The organism is Desulfococcus sp. (genome assembly GCF_041737845.1).
GTDB lineage: Bacteria > Desulfobacterota > Desulfobacteria > Desulfobacterales > Desulfococcaceae > Desulfococcus.
In genome coordinates this window covers 48,634-69,995 of record NZ_JBGSQX010000107.1, presented here as the reverse complement: position 1 = coordinate 69,995, position 21,362 = coordinate 48,634, and the positions used below count along the sequence as shown (strand labels likewise).

The following is a 21,362-nucleotide window of genomic DNA, read 5'->3' as shown; positions in this document are numbered from 1 at the left end:
CTGATGCCGGGTGCTTTTGCTGAAAAAGTCGGCACCGGGGAAGAAAAGGGCGGTGGAAAAACCAACAACCAAGGGAGAAATCAACAATGGCGTATGTCACCATGAAAGACCTGCTCGAGGCGGGCGTTCACTTCGGTCATCAGACCAAGCGCTGGAATCCGAAAATGAAACCCTATATCTTCGGCGCAAGAAACGGGATCTATATCATCGACCTTCAGAAGACGGTCCGGATGTTCAAGACCGCCTACGATTTTATTCGCGATACGGTTGCCGGCGGCCAATCGGTGCTTTTTGTGGGAACGAAGAAACAGGCCCGGGACGCGATCTACGAAGAGGCGAACCGCTCCGAGATGTATTATGTGTATAACCGCTGGCTGGGCGGCATGATGACCAATTTTCAAACGATCAAGCAGAGCATCGATCGGTTGAATCATCTGAACGAGATTTTGAATGATGAGGAGATGAGCGGCCTCTATACCAAAAAGGAGCGCCTCCGGCTTGCCAAGGAGAGGCTCAAGCTCGACACCAACCTGGGCGGGATCCGCAACATGACGCGTCTGCCGGGCGCGCTTTTTATCATTGACCCCAAGAATGAAACCATCGCCGTCCGCGAGGCGAAACGGCTGGGCATCCCGACGGTTGCCATCGTCGACACCAACTGCGACCCCGATGAGATCGACTACCTCATTCCCGGAAACGATGACGCCATCCGATCCATCCGGCTCATCACATCCAGAATGGCGGATGCCTGCATGGAGGGAAGGGAGCTTCATTCGGAGAAACAGCTTGCGCAGGCGGAAGAGATGGAAGAAGACCTCTCCGAGGTGACCGCCGCCAGCGCAGACTTGAAGCCGGGTGAAAGAAAGGTGATCTCGAACGGCACGGACGGCCCTGTCGTGGAGATCATCAAGCGGACGGCCGCGGAACCCACCGATGCCGATTTAGATGAGACCGATGATGCAGAGTAACGATGCAGCGGGCACAGGAGAACAACGATGACAGAGATCAGCGCAGCAATGGTTAAACAACTCCGGGGGCGAACCGGAGCCGGTATCATGGATTGCAAGGAGGCCTTGGGGGAATGCGGTGCCGACATGGACAAGGCCATAGACTTCCTGAGGAAAAAAGGCCTGGCCACGGCCCAGAAAAGAGCCGGCCGGGCCATGAGTGAGGGCGTGGTGGAGTCCTATATCCACATGGGCGGAAAGATCGGGGTCATGGTCGAGGTCAACTGCGAAACCGATTTCGTGGCCAAAACCGATGATTTCAAGGAGTTTGCCAGAAATATCGCCATGCACATCGCCGCAACCAGCCCCGCGGGGATTGTGCCGGATGACGTTCCGGCGGATGTTCTGGCTCGGGAAAAGGATATTTACCGGGCCCAGGCCCTGGAAACCGGAAAACCCGAGTCGGTCGTCGAAAAGATCATTGACGGAAAGATCGCCAAATTCCTCAAGGACGTATGCCTGATGAACCAGGCCTATGTAAAGAATCCCGATGTGTCCATCGCCGACTATTTGAACGAGGTGATCGCCAAGACCGGCGAGAACATCGTCATCAGACGATTTGCCCGATTTCAATTGGGAGAATAATTTATTTTGACAACGCCAAGCTACAAACGGGTCTTGCTGAAGTTGAGCGGCGAAGCCCTGATGGGGGATCAGGGCTTCGGCATCGACCCGTCGATGATCAAATACGTTGCCCGCGAAATCCAATCCATTTTGGATATGGGGTGCGAGGTGGCCGTTGTCGTCGGCGGGGGAAACATCTTCAGGGGGATCGCGGCCAGTTCCTACAACATGGATCGCGCTTCCGCCGATCACATGGGGATGCTGGCCACGGTCATCAACAGTCTGGCGCTGCAGGACGCCCTGGAGCAGTCGGGCGTTCAGACCCGCGTCCAGACCGCCATCTCCATGCATGAGGTGGCTGAACCGTATATTTTGAGGCGGGCGGTGCGCCACCTGGAAAAGGGGCGGGTGGTTATCTTTGCCGCCGGGACCGGAAACCCCTATTTCACGACGGATACGGCCGCCGTCCTGAGAGCCCAGGAGATCCACGCTGAAATCCTGATGAAGGCCACCAAGGTGGACGGGCTGTACGATTCGGATCCGGCGGTGAACGAAAACGCCGCTTTCATCAAGCATATCAGTTACATGTCCGTGCTGGAGCGGCAGCTCAAGGTAATGGACATGACGGCCATTTCCCTTGCCATGGACAATGACCTTCCCCTGATCGTCTTCAACCTGAGCGACGAGGGAAGCATGCGGCGCGTGGTCTGCGGCGAGTCCGTCGGATCGAGAATCGATAATCAGGCGGACTCCAGAACCCGCCTGAGGCAGCCTGCGCCTGCTTCCGATACCCGGCAGTCGATTCAGGATGCCGGCTGACACCGTGACAGAGAAGCCATCGCCGGAGGGGCGGACCATGGGCTTAGAACATGAAGCGATCCAGAATATGAAGCGATGAATTGGGAGAACACCTATGCTTGAGTCAACCTACCAGGAATCCCGGGAACGGATGCAGAAGTCCATCGAATCTCTGAGGCACGACCTGAAGCGGGTCCGCACGGGGCGAGCCTCCCTGTCCCTGCTCGACGGCATCAAGGCCGACTACTACGGGACACCTACACCCCTGGCCCAGATGGCGTCGCTCCAGGTTCCCGAAAGCCGGCTGATCATGATTCAGCCGTGGGACGTTTCCGCGATCAAGGAGATCGAAAAGGCGATCCAGAAATCGGACCTGGGGCTCACCCCCTCGAACGACGGAAAGATAATCCGGATCACCATTCCGCCGCTGACCGAGCAGCGCCGTAAAGAGCTGGTCAAGATCGTGAACAAGACCTGCGAGGATTTCAAGGTGGCCATCCGCAATATCCGGCGGGATTCCAACGAACTGATCAAAGGCTTCAAGAAGGATGGGGGAATCTCCGAGGACGATGCCTTCAAGGCCCAGGATCAGATCCAGAAGATTACCGACGAATACATCAAAAAGGTGGATGAGATCTACAGGGATAAAGAGAAAGAGATCCTTGAGTTCTGAAACCTCTGCGATCGGGCATGGCCTGGACCCGGAGCGGATGCCCGGCCATATCGCCATGATCATGGACGGCAACGGCAGGTGGGCCAGGAAGCGCATGCTGAACCGCGTCAAGGGACATGAGAAAGGCGCGGATGTCGTGAGGGAGATGGTGCGGACGTGCCGCAGGCTCGGCATATCGGTTTTGACCCTGTTTGCCTTTTCCACCGAAAACTGGGGCCGTCCCAAGGCCGAGGTGGGCGCTCTGATGTTTCTGCTCCGCAAGTTTCTGATGTCCGAAGAGGCGGAGCTGATCCGGAACAACATCCGCTTCAACACCATTGGTCAGACCGAGCACCTGCCCGAAGACATCCGGCAGACCATAGACCTCGTCAAGGACCGGACCCGCAGCAACGACGGCATGACGCTGAACCTTGCCCTGAGCTACGGGGCCCGGGAGGAGATCGTCCGCATGGCGCGGCAGATCGCCCTGGAGTCCAAGGCCGGGCTGCTTTCGCCCGATGCTGTCACCGAAGAAACGGTCGAAGGCCGCCTCTACACCCGGGGAATGAGAGACCCGGACCTTCTGATCCGGACCAGCGGGGAGATGCGGATCAGCAATTTTCTGCTGTGGCAGATTGCCTATGCCGAGCTTTTTTTCACCCAGACCCTTTGGCCCGACTTCACCGAGGCGGAATTGATTCAGATCCTGAAGGATTTCCAGCGACGGGAGCGCCGATTCGGTCGGGTGAACTGATGCCTCAGGGCCTCATGGGCAGATCCCCTTGAAGGCCTCTCCAAAGAACCTATTATGCTCTGCCTATCCGGAGTCGTCAATGCATGCAAAACGATGGATTACCGGCCTTGCCGCCCTTCCGTTTCTCGTTTATCTCATCTATTCCGGGGGCGCCGCCTTTGCCGTTTTTATCGCCGGGGTCAGCATCCTCTCCCTGTGGGAATATTTCAACATCGCTTTGGCCGATCCGGATCAGCCCGAGAAATCCAGGCCTCGTTCGGGGGTGATCCCCCTCCTTGCCATCCTGACCGCGCCCGCCATCATCTGGACCGCCCACAAATTTTCCGTTGATCTCGTCGTCTTCATTCTTGCCGTGAACCTCATCCTGTGCGCACTTTTTTCGTTTACACGGTTCAACGCCGACAGGCGGATCATCGAAACGGCGGTCAAGGCGGGCCAGGCCCTGATCTACATCCCCCTGATGCTCTCCTTCGCCGTGTTGATCCGGGACGGGGCAGACGGCATGCGCTGGCTTTTTTTCATCCTGGCCGTCGTCTTCGCAGGCGACATCGGCGCGCTCTACGCGGGGACCTATTTGGGGCGGCACAAGCTGTGTCCGTCGGTCAGCCCGGGAAAGACCATCGAAGGGTCCATGGGCGGACTCATGGGGAACGTGGCGGTGGGGGCGCTTTTCAAGGTCATGTTCTTTCCCAGGCTGCTCTGGGGGGAGAGCGTTCTGTTTTTCCTGATTCTCGGGATCGTCGGACAGATCGGTGACCTCTACGAGTCGGAGTTCAAGCGCGCTGCGGGGGTCAAGGATTCCGGGGCGATCCTTCCGGGCCACGGGGGGCTGCTGGATCGGATCGACGCCCTGCTTTTCGCCCTGCCGGTTGCATATTTTTTTAAAAAATTTATATTGTGGGTCTGATGAGAGACTTCCGCCCATCGCATGTGGCGGGTTCCGGGAATTTGAAATGAAGCAATTGTCCATTCTGGGGTCCACCGGGTCTATCGGCCGCAACGTTTTGAGCATCGTTTCGATGTTTCCGGAGCGCTTCCGGGTCGCTGCCCTCACGGCCAGGGACAATGTCGAACTGCTGGCTCGACAGATTGAGCGCTTCCGGCCGGACATTGCGGTGGTTTTCGACCGTGACCGGGCGGACCGGCTGGACAGCCTTCTTCCGGCCGAAGTGAGGGTGGAGATCCTTTCGGGGGAGGAGGGCTACCGGATCGCCGCCGAACACGGCGGCAGCGGGATGGTCGTCGCAGCCATGATGGGCGCCGCCGGTCTCGCGCCGACGCTGGCGGGGATCTCAGCGAAGAAGGAGATCGCCCTGGCCAACAAGGAGACCCTGGTCATGGCCGGGGAACTCGTCATGGGTCAGGCGGCCCAAAACGGGGTGACGATCCGGCCCATCGACAGCGAACACAGCGCCATCTTTCAGTGCCTCTCCGGGCAGCGGCGGGAGGATCTGGACAGGATATTGCTCACAGCCTCCGGCGGCCCGTTTCGGCGTACGCCTCCGGCTGATTTTACGAAGATCACGCCCGCCGATGCCCTGAAGCATCCCAATTGGGAAATGGGCCGGAAAATCACCATCGATTCCGCGACCATGATGAACAAGGGGCTGGAGGTGATCGAGGCCAAATGGCTGTTCGGGGTTTCCGAAAAACAGATTGAGGTCGTGGTTCACCCCCAGAGCATCGTGCATTCGATGGTGGCCTTCCGGGACGGATCGGTCATGGCGCAGTTGGGCGTTCCAGACATGAAGGGTGCGATCGCCTATGCCTTGTCCTATCCCGAGCGGCTGCCCATCCAGCAGCCGGCGCCGGATTTCGCCGCCCTGGGGGCGCTCACCTTCGAGGCGCCCGACCGGGCCAAATTCCCGTGCCTCGACCTGGCGTTCGGCGCGTGCGAAGCCGGGGGAACCATGCCGGCGGTGCTGAACGCCGCCAACGAGGTGGCGGTGGCGGCGTTCTTGGATGCTCGGATACCCTTCACCGCCATCCCCGGGGTGATTGAATCCGCCATGGGCCGTCATTCCAGGGTGGACCATCCGTCGCTTTCCGATCTTCTCGATGCCGATGGTTGGGCCAGAGAGACGGCGGAAGAACACATTATGAAGATACAGGGTCAGCTGTCATGAGCACAAGTATTTTTGCCTTTATCATCGTCCTGGGCGTGCTGGTGTTTTTCCACGAACTGGGGCATTTTCTGGTGGCCCGGCTCTGCGGCGTCGGCGTCGAGGTGTTTTCCCTGGGCTTCGGGCCCCGGCTGGTGGGGAAAACCGTGGGTCGAACCGATTACCGCATCTCGGGCATCCCCCTGGGTGGTTTCGTAAAGATGGTCGGAGAGGAGCCCGACGCCGACATCGACCCGGCGGACATACCGTTCTCGTTCACCCATAAATCGGTCTTCAAGCGGATCATCATCGTCGCCGCCGGGCCCATGTTCAACCTCGTTCTCGCCGTCCTGATCTTCTTCGGCATCTTCGTGATTTCCGGGTCCTATGTGCTCGAACCGGTGGTCGGCGTCATCAACACGGGCACGCCCGCCCAGGCATCGGGGCTGCGGGAGGGCGACCGGATCACCGTCATCGACGGCCGGGCCATCGCGACATGGGACGAAATGGCGGATGCCATCATGAAGAGCGAAGGGCGGGAGCTGACCATGACCTTCAAGCGGGGGGAGGAAGCACGGACCGTCAGGGTCATCCCCCAGACGACGGTCATGAAGAACCTGTTCGGCGAGGATACGGAGCGATATGTCATCGGGATCGCCTCGGCGGGCGTGGTTCACCGGAAAGACATGACGCTGGGGCAGGCATTCGTCGAGAGCTTCGCCAAGACCTATGAGATCTCCTATCTCACCGTGTTGAGCATCGTCAAGCTCATCCAGGGGGTCGTCTCCACCAAAACCCTGGGCGGACCCATCATGATCGCCCAGATGGCCGGCGAACAGGCCCGGGAAGGGGCCGCCAACCTCGTCTTTTTCATCGCACTCCTGAGCATCAACCTGGCCGTTCTCAATTTCCTGCCGATTCCGGTGCTGGACGGCGGACATCTCCTGTTTTTCCTCATCGAGGCGGTGATGGGGAAGCCCGTGAACCGGCGGGTGAGGGAAGTGGCGCAGCAGGCCGGCATCTTCGTGCTGCTGCTGCTGATGATATTCGTGTTCTACAACGACATCAGCCGGATATTTTCAACGAGCTGACTTTTCTAACCTTCAACCCACCATACGCTTATGCCACATCGATTAGAGATCACAATCCGGTCCGATATTCCGGACCCGGAGGGCCGGGGCATCCGCCGAAAGGCGAAGGATTATTTCGGCATCGACATCGAGGATGTCCGGACCATTCAGGTCGTCACGATGGATGCGGACCTGCCGGCGGCGGCGCTGGAACGCGTGCGGACGGAGCTTTTCACCAACCCCGTCACCCAGGTTTCCTCCTTTGCCCCCCTTCCGACGCCCTTTGATTTCACCCTCTGGATCGGATACCGCCCCGGCGTCCGGGACAATCCCGGGGCAACGGCCATGGAGGCCATGGCCGACATCCTGGGGGCGGCGCTCCCGCCCGACGCGGCGGTGTACACCTCAAAACGCTACTGCCTCACGGGCAAGGCGCTCACCGCAGGCCAGGTGGACCGGCTGGCCGAGGAGCTTCTGGCCAACGACATCATCCAGCAGTGGCGGGTGATCGGCAAAGACCGGTGGGACCCGGAAGCAGGGATCGGCATCATCGTCCCCAGGGTCAAGCTCAACCACACCCCGACGCTTTCGACCCTCCCCATCGACAGCGACCGGACCCTTCAGCAGATCAGCGACGCCCGGAACCTCGCCCTGAATCCCAACGACATCCCGGTCATCCGCGCCTACTTCCTCAAGGATTCGGTCCGGGTGAATCGGGCGTCGATCGGCCTGTCCGACCCCACGGACGTGGAACTCGAATATATCTCCCAGGCCCGGAGCGACCATTGCAACCACAACACCTTTGGCGGGCTTTTCCGGTATCGGTCCGGTCCGGACGCGCCGGTGGAGATCGTGGACAATCTCTTCAAAACCTTCATCCAGGAGCCCACCCTGGCGCTCCAGGCGAAGAAGCCCTGGGTGGTTTCCGTGCTCTGGGACAACGCCGGGGCCGGCCGGTTCGACGAGAACCATCATTATGTGATCACCGGGGAGACCCACAACTCCCCCTCCAACATGGAGGCCTACGGCGGGGCCATCACCGGCATCGTCGGGGTCTACCGGGACCCCATGGGGACGGGAAAGGGCGCCAGGCTCGTCATGGGAACCTACGGCTTTTGTGTCGGCCCCCGGGATTACGACGGGCAACTGAAACCCCGCCTCCATCCCCGGCGGCTTCTGGACGGCGTCATCGAAGGGGTCCGGGACGGCGGGAACAAGAGCGGCATCCCCACGACCTTCGGGCAGGTCACCTTCGATCCCGGATACATGGGCAAATGCCTGGTCTTCGTCACCGCCGTGGGCATCATGCCCGCCTTTCTCGCCGGAGAGCCCGCAGAAAAGAAGACGACCACCGCAGGCGACCTGTTGATCATGTGCGGCGGACGGGTGGGGAAGGACGGCATCCACGGCGTCACCGCCTCCTCGGAGGTCTTCTCGGAGCACACCCCGGCCGGCCACGTCCAGATCGGCGACCCCTACACGCAGAAAAAAATGCACGATTTTCTCCTGGAGGCCCGGGACGACGGCCTTATCGCCTTTATCACCGACAACGGCGGCGGCGGGCTCTCCTCCTCGGTGGGGGAGTCGGCGCGCTACAGCAATGGATGTGAGGTATATCTGGAAAATGTCCCCCTCAAATACGAGGGCCTCGACCAATGGGAGATCTGGGTCTCCGAGTCCCAGGAACGTATGACCGTCGCCGTCAAGCCTGAGCATCTCGACCGGTTCATGGCCCTGTCGAGAAAGCACGCCGTGGAGAGCACCCTCATCGGGCGGTACACCGATACCGGAAAGCTCCACATCACCTACGGCGGAAGGACCTGCGCCTATGTCGACATGGATCTGCTGACCGCGGGTTTTCCCCAGTGGGAATTCGACGCCGTGTGGCTCTCTCCGGAGGCGCGGGGCCTGATCGAGCCGGTCGTGCAGCCGCCGAAGGAGTACGGCCGGCTTCTGGTGGACCTGCTGGCGCGGCCCAACATCGGCTCCAAGGAATGGATCATCCGGCAGTATGACCACGAGGTTCAGGGCGGCAGCGTCATCAAGCCCCTGGTCGGGGCGCATCGGGACGCAGCCTCCGACGCCGCGGTCATCCGGCCGGTATTGGCCTCGAGCCGGGGCCTTGCGGTTTCCCAGGCGCTGCTGCCGTTCTACTCCGCCATCGACGCCTATCACATGACGGCCTGCACCATTGACGAAGCCGTGCGCCGGCTGATCGCCGTGGGCGCGGATGTCGGCCACATCGGCGGGGTGGACAATTTCTGCTGGCCCAGCATCCAGCACCATCCCGAAAAGAACCCCGACGGCCGGTTCAAGGCCGCCCAACTCGTCCGGGCCTGCCGCGCCCTGAAAGACCTGTGCATGGCCTATAAAATCCCCCTGCTCTCGGGAAAGGACAGCATGTACGTCGACGGTCACCTGACGGGGCCGTACGGGGAAAGCCACAAGGTCTCGGCCCTGGAGACCCTCCAGTTCTCGACCATCGGCGTGATCGAGGACATCCATGGTTGCGTCACCATGGACGCCAAGGCGGCTGGCGACCGGGTCTATGTCCTTGGAACGACCCGGAATGAGCTGGGGGCCTCCGAGTACTATGCCCACCTGGGCTATATCGGCCTCAATGTGCCGCAGGTCCGGACCGAAGAGACCGTTGCCTTGTACGCGGCCCTGGCCGCTGCCGTTTCCAGGGGCCTCGCGGCCTCGGTCCACGGCGTCTATCGGGGAGGGCTCGGGGTCCATCTGGCCATGGCGGCCATGGGCGGCCATCTGGGAATGGAGGTGGATCTCGCGAAGGTCCCGGGGGAGGGCGTTGACCGGGCGGATGCCGTCCTTTTTTCCGAGTCCGCCGGACGGTTTATCGTGACGGTCCCGCCCGGGCATTGCCCCGAATTTGAGAAAATCATGGCCGAAACGGCGTTTGCCTGTGTCGGGACAGTGACCGACACCCTTGACCTGGCGATCCGGGGCCTGGACGGCGGCGCACTGCTCTCGCTTTCGGTGGACGATCTTACAGCCGCCTGGAAAGGCACCTTTGGAGAGTTGGCATGAATCGCGATGTGAACGTGCTGGTGCTGACCGGATACGGTCTCAACTGTGACCATGAAACCGCCTATGCCTTCGAGCGCGCCGGGGCCGGGGTGCGGCGGGTCCACATCAATTCCCTGATCGACGGATCCGATCGACTGGACGGGGTTCAGATCCTGGTCTTCATCGGCGGCTTCAGTTGGGGGGACGACCACGGCGCCGGCGTGATCCAGGCGGTCCGCCTGAAAAACACCGTGGGAGAGGCGATCCTCGATTTCATCGGCAGGGGCAACCTGGTCCTGGGCATCTGCAACGGTTTCCAGACCCTGGTCAACCTGGGGCTCCTGCCCGGGATCGACGGGGATTACCAGCGCCGGTCGGTGGCCCTGACCCATAACGACTGCGGCAATTTCAGGGACGACTGGGTCCATCTCCGGGTGAACCCGGCTTCCCCCTGTGTCTTTACCCGTGGCATGGAACGCCTTTACCTGCCCGTTCGCCACGGGGAGGGAAAGTTCTTTGCCGACGGGCCGATCCTGGAGCGCCTGATCCGGGATCACCAGGTCGTGATGCAGTACGCGACCCCCGACGGGGAACCTGCCGGGGGACGGTTTCCCGACAACCCCAACGGCGCCATGGCGGACATTGCCGGCATCTGCGATCCCACGGGACGGGTGTTCGGCTTGATGCCCCACCCCGAGGCTTACAACCACGTCACCAATCATCCGGGCTGGACCCGGGACAAGGCCCTGCACGAGAAATACCGGCGGGATCCCCCCCCGGGCGTGCAACTCCTCAAAAATGCCGTCGATTTTGTTCGGAAAGGATGATCTTTTCCGAAATATCGAAGCGTCAGGGATGTTTCAATCGATTCGGAAATGATCCGTCGCCCGTTTTTCAGGCGGCGGATTTTTTTTTGAAGGCGAGATTCCGAACGGCAAGTCCATGCGCCTTGATTGTAAGAAATATTAAACAAACTATTAAAAAAGTTTATGGTCTATAAAAATAGTTATTAGTTTCTCCAGCCATTTTTTTGACTCCTGCCCCACCTTCACGCCGATCATTCAACCTCCTTCAGGCATACACTTGCCTGACGCTTCAGATTGTACATAGTTTAATTAATTGAAATGATGTTGAATATGATTCAACCCGCATGGTTGAAATATATATCTTAAATGATTTGCGGCAAATCGACTGCTTTTGGCACTTTAATTGCTTGAGGAAGCTGTATTCATATATGAAGAAAGTTAATGCGCTTTTTCGGGAATGAAGGGGAGGATAATGAAAAATAAGGGATTTACGATGATCGAGCTTCTCATCGCGATGCTCGTTGTCGCCGTCGTGGCGGCCATGGGGTTTCCCACCTTCATGGCGCAGCGGGACAGGGCGCGGATCAAAAGTGCGGGAAGGGATATCGTCTCCCATTTCCAGATGGCCCGCATCAACGCCATGCGGGACGGCAGAACCTGGGTTGTCCTGTTTGACACGGCCAACCAGAATTATTCACTCATCCATGCCGGCGACGACCGGACCCTGGACACGGAAGACGACGTCAAGGTGAAGGAGATTGGTCTGCCAGGCTATGGCGATGTCACCTTTGGCATCGGGGAGGGGGCCGGGGCGAGGCCGGGCGGGACTGAACCCGAGGACGGGGTCAGCTTTTCGGGCAACCGGGTGACGTTCAAATCAGACGGCAGCAGTGAATCGGGAACCGTGTATGTGGTGAACGGAAAGGGGCAGACGTTTGCGGTGGGGTCCATTGCGCGGACCGGCAGAATCAAGGTGTGGGCAAACTACGGCCAGGGATGGGAGTCTTAAATGGAACACATGAGAGATGTCAAAGGCGATGCCGGCTTTTCTCTGCTCGAGGTTTTGATCGCCATGGTGATCCTGGCCATCGGCCTCCTGGGGGTGGCGGCCATGCAGGTGAACGCCATCAGTGGAAACGCCTACGGAACGAAGCTGAACGGCGCGACCGAGCGGATTCAGAACAAAATGGAGGGCCTGCGGAACCTGACCTATGAAGAGGTCGTGAGCGAGGATGAGGAAATGGACGATGATGGGTTTACCCGGAAGACCATTGTTCAGAAAGACACGCCAGAAGACGGCGTCAAGACCGTCGAGGTTCAGGTTTCCTGGACCGACCAGACGGGTAAGAAGAACCACCAGATCGCTTTTCGGACGATCATTTCAAGATAATGAGGGGGGAAACAAAGACCATGGAGAACCCACGTCGGCATCAGTCAGGGTTTACCCTGATCGAGATGCTCATCGCACTGGGGCTGGGGATGATCGTCATCAGCGCGGCCATCGGCGTATTTAACTATAGCCAGAGCTCTTACAACATCCAGGAGGATGTCGCCGCTATGCAGCAGGACCTTCGCATCGCCAAATCCTTCATTGAAAGGGATGTGCGCATGGCCGGGGCCGGGTTTGCGGATTATCCACGACTATCGGATATTGCAGCGGAGAACTTTTTGGTTCTGGATTTCGAGAATAACGGCGGTGCGGGCGAAAGTGATACGCTGACTGTACGTTATTTCGTTCCAATACCCGATCCATGCGGAACGCCTCCCTCCGGGGAAGTATCCTGCTCCGCATTGCCGGAATTGACGCTTAAAAATTTGCTGAGTGACGGGAGCGAAACGACCGATCCTATCGATGTTGATTCAACCACCCTGTTTGTCAATGAGGATTTAGCGTCGACGGCGCCGAATTTCAACCTTTGGAACGGATCCTGCTATTGTCGGGGAGGTGAGCAGAACGGGACTTCAGGGACGCCGATCATCGGCGTGATCATCCATCCCGACGCTGATCGGGCCGACAGGATTGCCATCACAAGTGTCGATTCGGGGGCAGGCAGTTTCACCAATACGCCGCTGAACGGTTCCTCGACGAATAGTTATCCAGCCGGAAGCAAGATAAAATTTTTCGACTCGGGACCCATATCGGAAATTCATTATTTTCTTCAGGACGGCATATTGATGCGGACTTTTGATCCGAATATCTCTACCGGCGGGGGGGAGACGACCGATCCCGTGGCCGAACACATTGAAGACCTGCAGTTCGCATTCGGGCTGGACAACGATGACGACAATGTGGTGGATGAGTGGATCGACGGCTCGGACGACACCGACCTGAATGCCGACGATTTGACGGACGCCAACAAGGCCATGGTCCGGGCCATCCGCATCAGCGTCCTGGGTCGGACCGACCGGGCCCGCAAGGAACTGGAGGCGAACGGCCGCCCCGCCGTCGAGGATCACCTTGCCGCAGACGGAACGGACTATTTCCGCCGCAGGCTCTCCCAGGTCACGGTCGAGGTTCGGAATATGACTCTGGAATCCCCCGAGGACGCCACGGGAGGCGGCGGGGGGGAAGATACGGAAGACGACGATGCGGACGACGACAGTGCGGAGGGTGACGACACGGAGGAATGATTTTTCGGAACGGCGATAGAAAATGCGCCCGAAGCGCCTGCGATGAAACGGGAACGGTGGTACGGGCGTTCCATTCACCAAAACAACTCAGGGGAGACAGGATATGAAGCCATATCGACAGTCATTCATGCGCATCGGATGCTCCGAAGACGGCTCCGCCCTGGTGGTCACCATGCTGCTCTTGGTGGTGCTCACCATCATCGGCGTGGCGGCCACCAATACATCGGTGCTCGAAATTCTCACCAGCAACTCGAACAAAAAGAAACAGGCGGCCTTCTACGCGGCGGAATCGGGCATTCAGCACGGGAAAAAACTGCTGGGTCAGATGATCGACGACCACAATGCCGACCCGGACGCCAACGCCGGCAAGACGGTGGATAGCTGGGCTTTTCTGTTTGACGGCTCCAGCACCCTGGCGGATGTTTCGGATCCCATTTATCCGGGAGAGAAATATCTTCTTAATAACAACACCTTTGGGGATCACACCTACACGGTAACGGTCTTCGACAACCAGTCAACCACGGACGGGGTCGTCTTCCTCCGGTCTGTCGCGAGCGGTCCGGACGGCGGTTTTTCCGGCGTGGAGATCAGCGTTTCGGGTCAGTACACGACGGAAGAGAGCAAAAAGCCCGTCCACACCTACACGGCCCAGCAGAACTTCGGGCCGGACAAGGCCAACAAGGGCGTCGATCTCGAAGGTATCGACTCGGGAGATCTGGCCCAGACGCAGCTCGACCAGGGGATTTAGCGGAATGAACCCACCAGGGGCCTTTTCATTTCCCGACCATGAACATTGAACACTGTTATGGAGAAGAAAACATGAGCGTGAAAAACACAGCGCCATTCCACAGGGGATTGATCCTGTTGGTCGCCGCCGTCATCCTCTGCCTGGCTTCCGCCGGGTCCGCAGTTGCGGACGGGGATACGGTGATCGCCGGGTGCGCACTGCCGGTGACCTCGCCGGATTACAGCGAGGGGTTCGTCCTGGAGGATTTTGATGTGACGGGGATCATCCTGAACGACAACGGCGACCTGCAACTAGACACCCAGAGCAAGCAGCTCGATCCCTCCAATATTGAGATTCCCATCGACCAGGAGGTCTCCGTGACCTTCCTGTATGAGGGCGCAGGCTTTACCCACAGCCGGTTCGGCTGGATGTACGAGACTGATGTGACCGGAACCGGCGGTCCGGATGTCACCAAGATCCGCTGGCTCTATACACGAATCAACGACAACGACAATGACGGCGCCCTCGATTTCCCCGCGGAGGTGGATGCCAATGGCGACGGCGCAGTCAACGCCAAGGACAACAAGAAATTCCTCGTCGATGCGGAAGGGAAGCCGATCGTGTTCAAGGCGGGATCAAAGCTGGTTTTTGTCCTCGATTCCCGCCTGATGTACGGCACGGCGAATCCCGCCTGCAGCAATGCCTGGTGCGGCGGCCTGTTTTATACCAAACAGGATTGGAATGAAAATCTCGGTGAGTACGGGAACTGCGCAACCACATATGGCGGCGTAAGCCGGATCGTCAGGTTGTATCAAAACGGAAACGAAGGGAACACCAACTGCTACAACTATTTTGCGGACTGCTCAGCGGCGGGCGCGGCCTGTCATACGCAGGGATGGATGGACCAGGCCGCCATCGACCGTCTGAAGGCCCTTTACGGATATGAATTTCGGGATCCCGCGACCGGTGACCCCGCGGGTTTCAACGAGGTCGAGCTGCAGATGGTCGCGGGCCGTCCGTCCATTCATGCCATCCTGGGGGCGCCCAATAACACGCCCAATGCCTGGATATTGGGGTTTGACGACACCAAGCTGGACGGGACATCGACCAACGACTTCGACTTCAACGACTTGGTTTTCCTCATCGAGCGCATAACCGGCGGGATGGCAAGCCTCAAGCAGACCAAGACCATCAGCCCGGCCGATGACGACGCCTTCTATACCCGGATCGAATTCGAGGTCGAAGACGCCATGCCCTGTCCAGGGGTCACCGGCATCGATTACTTTTATTCCGTCAACTACGAAAAGGATGCCGAAGGCAATTATCTGCTCGATGAGGTCGGCGCGAAAAAACCTATCTGGTACAAGATCGGCACCGAGGAAAACCCATGGGTCACCGTTTACAGCTTCACCGACGAAGACGGCGGTCCGAGCCTGACGGAGGGCGAGCCGAATATCAGCCAGAGCGAGAACCTCGCCGGTACCTGGAAAGCCGGCTATCCGGCCTATACCTACCGCAAGGCCGAGATCGACCTGGTGGCCGGAAACAATGTCGGTCGGGACCTGCTGTGGAAAGCGGAGCTCCGGAGCGAAAGCGAACTGTGCGCTCCCGTGGTCCTCGACGTGAAGCTCAATGGGACGGTGGCCCGGCATGCCTTCTTCTCCCGCTCCTCGCCCATCATCCAGACGAATCTCATCTACTCGGGAAGTTACGAAACCCCCGATCCGCTGGATAACGCCTGGATGAGCGATCCCGAGCTGCGGGGGCATCTGAAGGCCGTTCAGATCTACGACCCGGACACCCTCGAGACAACTTTAGGCACCGACGGCGCCAACGTCAAATGGGATGCCGGCCAGGTGCTGAAGAACAGAGACCTGACGTCCGATCCCCGGACGATCTATTTCCCGAACATGACGGCAGCCGTCCATACCGTCACCATCACGGACGGCGTGGACGGGACAACCAAGGATTTCACCGGGACCATCGAGAACTATCCCGTCCTGGACGGAACCTTCGTCGTCGGCGCCCAGACGGAGGACGAGGAGGGGATCATCCGGTCCGAGACGCTGAAGGATGTCTATACCAACGATGTCCTGGACACAGAGACCCCCGGCGCCAGCGGAAAAGTCAACCGGTTTACCGGGGCGTACGAGATTCATTTCAGCCATCCGCCCAAGGCGGATACCGGGATCGTCCTGACCTACACCTCCTATGAGACCACCGTCGGGACGCCGGAGATCCTGGGCACCGGCAACGCAAAGGTGACGGATGCCCTCCTGAACATCGGCGGAACGGGAATCAACAAGGAAAAGTTGATCAAATGGGTCCTCGGGTTCAAGGACGACGGCACCGAGCGGACCTGGCCCCTGGGGCCCGTCGACCACTCGGCCGCCGCCGTTATGACCCCGCCCGGGATCCCTGCATGGTATTATGTGGAAGAATTTTCAAGCGACCTGAAAAGCTCATTTTACGATCCCGATCCGAACAACACCTCGACCTTTGCGGCGACCCATAAGAATCGGAAGGTGACGGTATTCGTCGGGTCCCTCGACGGGATGCTCCACGCCTTCGACGGCGGAACGTTCAGTTGGGAAGACAATAAGAAGACCACGCAGAAGGAGGAGCGGGGGCACTTCGTCTGGTCCGGAGAGGCATCGTCGACGGCCCAGTACGGCACGGGGGAAGAACTCTGGGCGTATATCCCCGGCAACCTGGTCTCGAAAATGAAAAACAACTACTCCAAGCAGGATTTGAGCAAGGCCCTGGTGGATGCCTCCCCCGCCATATCCGACGTTTACATCGGGGGGTCCTGGCGGACGGTCCTGATTTTCGCCCAGGGGAGCGGCGGACACATGATCACCTGCCTGGATGTGACCGAGCCCGAGCTGCCGACGCTGCTCTGGGAATTCGGCGACCCCGGCCTGTTCCGCAGCCAGTCATCTCCTTCCATCGGCATGGTCAAGGATTCCGGGGGCGGCGCCAAGTGGGTCTCCTTCTGGGTCTCCGGCTATACCGACCCCGGCGAGCATCCCGGCGTCTATATGGTGGATGTGGCGGACGGCACGCTCGTGGGCGGCGCGAAAATGACCCTGGACGCCGCGGGTTCGGAGGGCATGGGCGGCATCGGCAGCGGGCAGCCCGCCCTCGTCGATTCGGACGGCGACGGATTTGCCGACCGCTTCTATGTGGGCACCGACAAGGGCTATATGTACCGCGTCGATATCTCCAACATCGCGAGTCCCTCGGACAGCGTGATCAACGGCAGCGAACGGGATGCCGAAAGAGGCATCTACGGATCCCCGGCAGTAGTGGTGGAGGAGGACGGCGTGCGGATCCTCTTCGGCACGGGGGGAGACGCCGCGACGGATGACAGCTTCAGCTATAAATTCTATGCCTACCTGGATACCAAAGATGGGGCGAGCCTCGACTGGTCTTATACCCTGGACGCCCAGGAACGGGTATACACCTCTGCATTCGTCGCGGCGGGCCAGGTCTATTTCGGCACGACCACGGCAACCTCGGAGGACCCCTGCGCCGCCGGCGGCGACAACACCGGGAACCTGTATGCCTTCAGTACAAAGCTGGAGACGCCCGACAGCACGCCGGCCCCGTTGAGTAAAATCCCCCTGCCGACCGGGAGCGGGCGGGTTTCGCCCATCGTTGATGACGAGCATGTCTACATCAAAACCACCAACGGCCTGCTGAAGTCCTATGGCGGGGCGGGTTACAACAACGCCGCCGCAGGGGTGGCCTCGGAGGATTGGGGGTCGAAGGTCTTCATGCGGTCCTGGCGGGAGATTTTTTAATCACCGGTTGCGGCTGAAAGGCCGCGCAATGCAACCCAAGGGCTCGGACACCGTCCGGGCCCTTGCTGTTCCGGGCGGATGCGTATCGGCGCGCATGATGCCGAAAGATGGCGGGTCGCTGCGGACCCCGGACCCCGGCGCGACGGATGCCATGCCTCTGGGGGAAGGGCGTCGATGTCATAGGGGAGACCCTGCGCCGGACGCCGCCGCCATTGGCGGGGGTCGGGCGGGGAGGGGTAGATCGAGGGAGCGGCGGATCGCTGAAGAGAACAACTGCCCGGAGAGGAGCTCTCCGGGCATGGCGCATGGGGTGGCGGGTGATGCGCCGGTGAGGCTAGTTCCCCGGAAAATCGACGGTGAGGCCGGACTGAAGGCTTCTCTCGGAATAGGTGATAAGGCAGGTCGCGGTCGTGGGGCGGGTCAGCAATACCAGAACCTTGCCCACCTCGATGGGAACGACGATGTCACTTGCTTTCTCCTTTCCGGAGCCATTGGGGGGGGAGACGCGCTCCACCTCGAAGATGCTGTATTCCTGGCCGGTGCGAACACCGTCCTGTTCCCCCTTGTCGATAAAGGCGATATCGTGTTCCCCCATGATGTAGGTACGCTCCTCGGAGGTGATGATCCTGGCGGAAAGCCCGGGCGTGCCGTCGGTGAGAGGAATGTCCGCGGTGCGCTCCTCACGGTCCATGAGCTGATCGCCGATGCGAATAACCCGAAAGGATTGTGTCACGATGCCGACGGTATAGCCGTCCATCTTCTCGGTGATTTCAACGGTACCGGTGATCAGGTGCTGGATCCCCAAAAGGGTTTCCTTCTCACGGTCGTAGATGGGGACCGAAGGCCGGAAGATGCTCAACAGATCGCCTGGCACCAAAGGCTTTTCGCCGGATTCATGAATATAGACGACGTCGTCCATGCTGATCATTTCCTTGTCGTCACGGACCTTGAAAATGACGCCCTTGGATTTTTCGGGGTCTTTCTGGATAAAGCCGATGCGGTTGATCAGGGGGTAATGATAATACCGGAGGGCGGCGATCTGCGGGGGCTCCGCAGGTGCTCCAGGCAGTGACAGGACTTCAGGCGCCTCTTTCCAGCCAAAGAGCCGCAGGCGTTGTCCGGGGAAGATGAGGTGGGGGTTCAGGATGGGGATCTGGCTGTTGACCGACCAGATCTCCGGCCAGTACCAGGGAGACTGGAGAAAAAAATTTGAAATATCCCATAAAGTGTCTCCCTTCTGAACAACATAATAGGTTCCGGTCTCATCCTGAACGATGTTTTTTTCGTCTGCCGCGTTGATTGCAACCGGCGAGAATGACCAAAGCAGCATGAGCATCAGGGTCATTTTGATTTTCCATTTTTTTTTCATCACCTTGCTCCTTGATTGTCTTTGACGGGTAATAACACCTGGATAACCTTATAACACATATTATAGATGCTTACACAGCTTGGAGGATGTTTGTCAAGCAACCATTTCATTTTTTTTGCATGGCGGGAGGGGGTCCGGTTTCACGGCGGATGTTGAGCGGTGCCCGCGGAAACCCCGGACCTTGGCGGGAGGATTTCAGGGATTTTTTACAGAGCGCGCCGGAGGGGAGCGCCTGAATTTCCGCAGGGGTTGGAAACCTCGGGGAGCGGAAGGGGCGGCAAAAAAAAAGCCCCTGCGCCGAATCCTGACGCAGGGGCCTATCTCTATCGGTTCATGCGGTGGGGAGGATTACATCATGCCGCCCATGCCGCCCATGCCGCCCATGCCGCCGCCGGGCATGCCGCCGCCGGGCATGTCGCTCTTTTCCTCAGGCTTGTCGGCCACCATCGCTTCGGTGGTCAACATCAGGGAGGCAACGCTGCCGGCGTTCTGAAGCGCGAAGCGGGTGACCTTGGTCGGATCGATGACGCCCGCCTCGATCAGGTCTTCATAAGTGCCGGTTGCGGCGTTGAAGCCCATTGCGCCGGCGCTGTTCTTGACCTTGTCGATCACCACGGAGCCTTCAAAACCGGCATTGTTGGCGATCTGGCGCAGGGGTTCTTCGATGGCGCGCATCACAACCTTGACCCCCAGCTTCTCTTCGGCCTTGACATCGAGTTTCGCCAGGGCATCCAGGCAACGGACCAGCGCGACGCCGCCGCCCGGGACAATGCCTTCTTCAACCGCGGCGCGGGTGGCGTTCAGGGCATCCTCGACACGGGCCTTCTTCTCTTTCATTTCGGTCTCGGTCGCGGCGCCCACGTTGATGACGGCCACGCCGCCGATCAGTTTGGCCAGACGCTCCTGCAGTTTTTCGCGGTCGTAGTCGGAGGTGGTCTCATCGATCTGGGCGCGGATCTGCTTGACCCGGCCTTCCAGGGCGCCTCGGGCGCCTGCGCCGTCGACGATGGTGGTGTTGTCTTTGTCGATGCTGATGCGTTTGGCTTTGCCAAGATCGGCTACGGTGATATTCTCAAGTTTGACCCCGATATCCTCGGAGACGACCTGCCCGCCGGTCAGGATGGCGATATCTTCCAGCATCGCTTTTCTGCGGTCCCCGAATCCCGGCGCCTTGACTGCGGCGACCTGCAGGGTTCCCCTCAGTTTGTTGACGACCAGGGTGGCCAGCGCTTCGCCGTCGACATCCTCGGCGATGATGAGCAGCGGACGCCCCATTTTGGCGACCTGCTCGAGAACCGGCAGAAGATCCTTCATGTTGCTGATCTTCTTCTCATTGATCAGGATGAAGGGTTCGTCGAGGGATACGACCATTTTTTCGGAATCGGTGACAAAGTAGGGGGAAAGGTAGCCCCGGTCGAACTGCATGCCCTCCACCACGTCCAGGGTGGTTTCCATGCTCTTGGCCTCTTCAACGGTGATGACGCCTTCTTTTCCGACCTTGTTCATCGCCTCGGCAATGATATTCCCGATGGTTTCGTCGTTGTTGGCCGAGATGGTGCCGACCTGGGCGATTTCACGCTGATCCTTGGTCGGTTTGCTCATATTGTGAAGTTCCTTGACGGCGGCTTCAACGGCCTTGTCGATGCCTCGCTTGATGGACATGGGGTTGTTGCCTGCGGCCACAAGCTTCTGTCCTTCTTCGTAGATCGCCCGAGCCAGAACCGTTGCCGTGGTGGTGCCGTCACCCGCCATATCGCTGGTTTTGCTGGCGACTTCCTTCACCATCTGGGCGCCCATGTTCTCGAACCGGTTTTCCAGCTCGATTTCCTTGGCGACGGTCACGCCGTCTTTGGTGACGGTGGGGGAACCCCAGGATTTGTCGATGACGACATTTCGGCCCTTGGGTCCAAGTGTCACCACAACGGCGTCGGCAAGCGTCTTCACCCCTTTGAGCATCGCTTCCCGGGCTTTCATGTCATATTTGATCTCTTTGGCCATCTTTCAACTACCTCCGTATGCTTAAATAAGTCTCTTTTGTGTTGTTTTTGG

Annotated in this window: 17 protein-coding genes; 15 read left to right on the top strand and 2 right to left on the bottom strand. The window is 59.3% G+C overall.

The genetic code is table 11. From position 1 onward, the window contains the following. Window positions 1–86: 86 nt before the first annotated feature. The 15 genes from rpsB (at window position 87) to ACEW8N_RS12315 (ending at window position 17,944) form a co-directional block, all read left to right on the top strand. A complete protein-coding gene (gene rpsB / locus ACEW8N_RS12385) occupies window positions 87–968 on the top strand; it encodes a 30S ribosomal protein S2 (protein WP_373500139.1) in 882 nt (293 codons plus the stop codon). Between the two features lie 27 nt (window positions 969–995). Next, window positions 996–1,592, top strand: a complete 597-nt coding sequence (gene tsf / locus ACEW8N_RS12380) for a translation elongation factor Ts (RefSeq protein WP_373500138.1) — start codon at window positions 996–998, stop codon at window positions 1,590–1,592. 6 nt (window positions 1,593–1,598) lie between these two features. Then, the gene (pyrH, locus tag ACEW8N_RS12375) at window positions 1,599–2,390 is read left to right on the top strand and encodes a UMP kinase (RefSeq protein ID WP_373500137.1); all 792 of its coding nucleotides are present in this window, start codon (window positions 1,599–1,601) and stop codon (window positions 2,388–2,390) included. 94 nt (window positions 2,391–2,484) lie between these two features. After that, on the top strand, window positions 2,485–3,042 hold the full coding sequence (gene frr / locus ACEW8N_RS12370) for a ribosome recycling factor (protein ID WP_373500136.1): 558 nt from the start codon (window positions 2,485–2,487) through the stop codon (window positions 3,040–3,042). After that, window positions 3,032–3,775: an isoprenyl transferase gene (locus ACEW8N_RS12365; protein WP_373500135.1), complete on the top strand. Its 744-nt coding sequence runs from the start codon at window positions 3,032–3,034 to the stop codon at window positions 3,773–3,775. Before frr ends, ACEW8N_RS12365 begins: the two co-directional genes overlap by 11 nt. A 79-nt stretch (window positions 3,776–3,854) precedes the next feature. Continuing rightward, complete coding sequence (locus ACEW8N_RS12360; protein WP_373500134.1) at window positions 3,855–4,682, top strand: phosphatidate cytidylyltransferase; 828 nt, start codon at window positions 3,855–3,857, stop codon at window positions 4,680–4,682. Between the two features lie 46 nt (window positions 4,683–4,728). Continuing rightward, window positions 4,729–5,901: a 1-deoxy-D-xylulose-5-phosphate reductoisomerase gene (locus tag ACEW8N_RS12355; RefSeq protein WP_373500133.1), complete on the top strand. Its 1,173-nt coding sequence runs from the start codon at window positions 4,729–4,731 to the stop codon at window positions 5,899–5,901. After that, window positions 5,898–6,968, top strand: coding sequence for an RIP metalloprotease RseP (rseP, locus tag ACEW8N_RS12350; protein ID WP_373500132.1), 1,071 nt, complete (start codon window positions 5,898–5,900; stop codon window positions 6,966–6,968). Before ACEW8N_RS12355 ends, rseP begins: the two co-directional genes overlap by 4 nt. A 30-nt stretch (window positions 6,969–6,998) precedes the next feature. Continuing rightward, window positions 6,999–9,995, top strand: a complete 2,997-nt coding sequence (locus ACEW8N_RS12345; RefSeq protein WP_373500131.1) for an AIR synthase-related protein — start codon at window positions 6,999–7,001, stop codon at window positions 9,993–9,995. Further along, window positions 9,992–10,801, top strand: coding sequence for a phosphoribosylformylglycinamidine synthase subunit PurQ (locus ACEW8N_RS12340; protein ID WP_373500130.1), 810 nt, complete (start codon window positions 9,992–9,994; stop codon window positions 10,799–10,801). The genes ACEW8N_RS12345 and ACEW8N_RS12340 overlap by 4 nt, the downstream gene beginning before the upstream one ends. Window positions 10,802–11,252: 451 nt before the next feature. Then, window positions 11,253–11,789: a GspH/FimT family pseudopilin gene (locus tag ACEW8N_RS12335; RefSeq protein ID WP_373500129.1), complete on the top strand. Its 537-nt coding sequence runs from the start codon at window positions 11,253–11,255 to the stop codon at window positions 11,787–11,789. Beyond that, window positions 11,790–12,170 (top strand): prepilin-type N-terminal cleavage/methylation domain-containing protein, encoded by a 381-nt coding sequence (locus tag ACEW8N_RS12330; protein ID WP_373500128.1) that lies wholly within the window; start codon window positions 11,790–11,792, stop codon window positions 12,168–12,170. Between the two features lie 20 nt (window positions 12,171–12,190). After that, on the top strand, window positions 12,191–13,411 hold the full coding sequence (locus tag ACEW8N_RS12325; protein WP_373500127.1) for a PilW family protein: 1,221 nt from the start codon (window positions 12,191–12,193) through the stop codon (window positions 13,409–13,411). Window positions 13,412–13,514: 103 nt separating this feature from the next. After that, complete coding sequence (locus ACEW8N_RS12320) at window positions 13,515–14,159, top strand: pilus assembly PilX N-terminal domain-containing protein (RefSeq protein WP_373500126.1); 645 nt, start codon at window positions 13,515–13,517, stop codon at window positions 14,157–14,159. Between the two features lie 71 nt (window positions 14,160–14,230). Further along, complete coding sequence (locus ACEW8N_RS12315) at window positions 14,231–17,944, top strand: pilus assembly protein (RefSeq protein WP_373500125.1); 3,714 nt, start codon at window positions 14,231–14,233, stop codon at window positions 17,942–17,944. A gap of 334 nt (window positions 17,945–18,278) precedes the next feature. On the opposite strand, the gene ACEW8N_RS12310 is transcribed toward ACEW8N_RS12315, so the two are convergent. Next, the gene (locus ACEW8N_RS12310) at window positions 18,279–19,313 is read right to left on the bottom strand and encodes a LysM peptidoglycan-binding domain-containing protein (protein WP_373500124.1); all 1,035 of its coding nucleotides are present in this window, start codon (window positions 19,311–19,313) and stop codon (window positions 18,279–18,281) included. A gap of 348 nt (window positions 19,314–19,661) precedes the next feature. After that, complete coding sequence (groL, locus tag ACEW8N_RS12305; RefSeq protein WP_373500123.1) at window positions 19,662–21,311, bottom strand: chaperonin GroEL; 1,650 nt, start codon at window positions 21,309–21,311, stop codon at window positions 19,662–19,664. Between the last annotated feature and the right edge of the window lie 51 nt (window positions 21,312–21,362).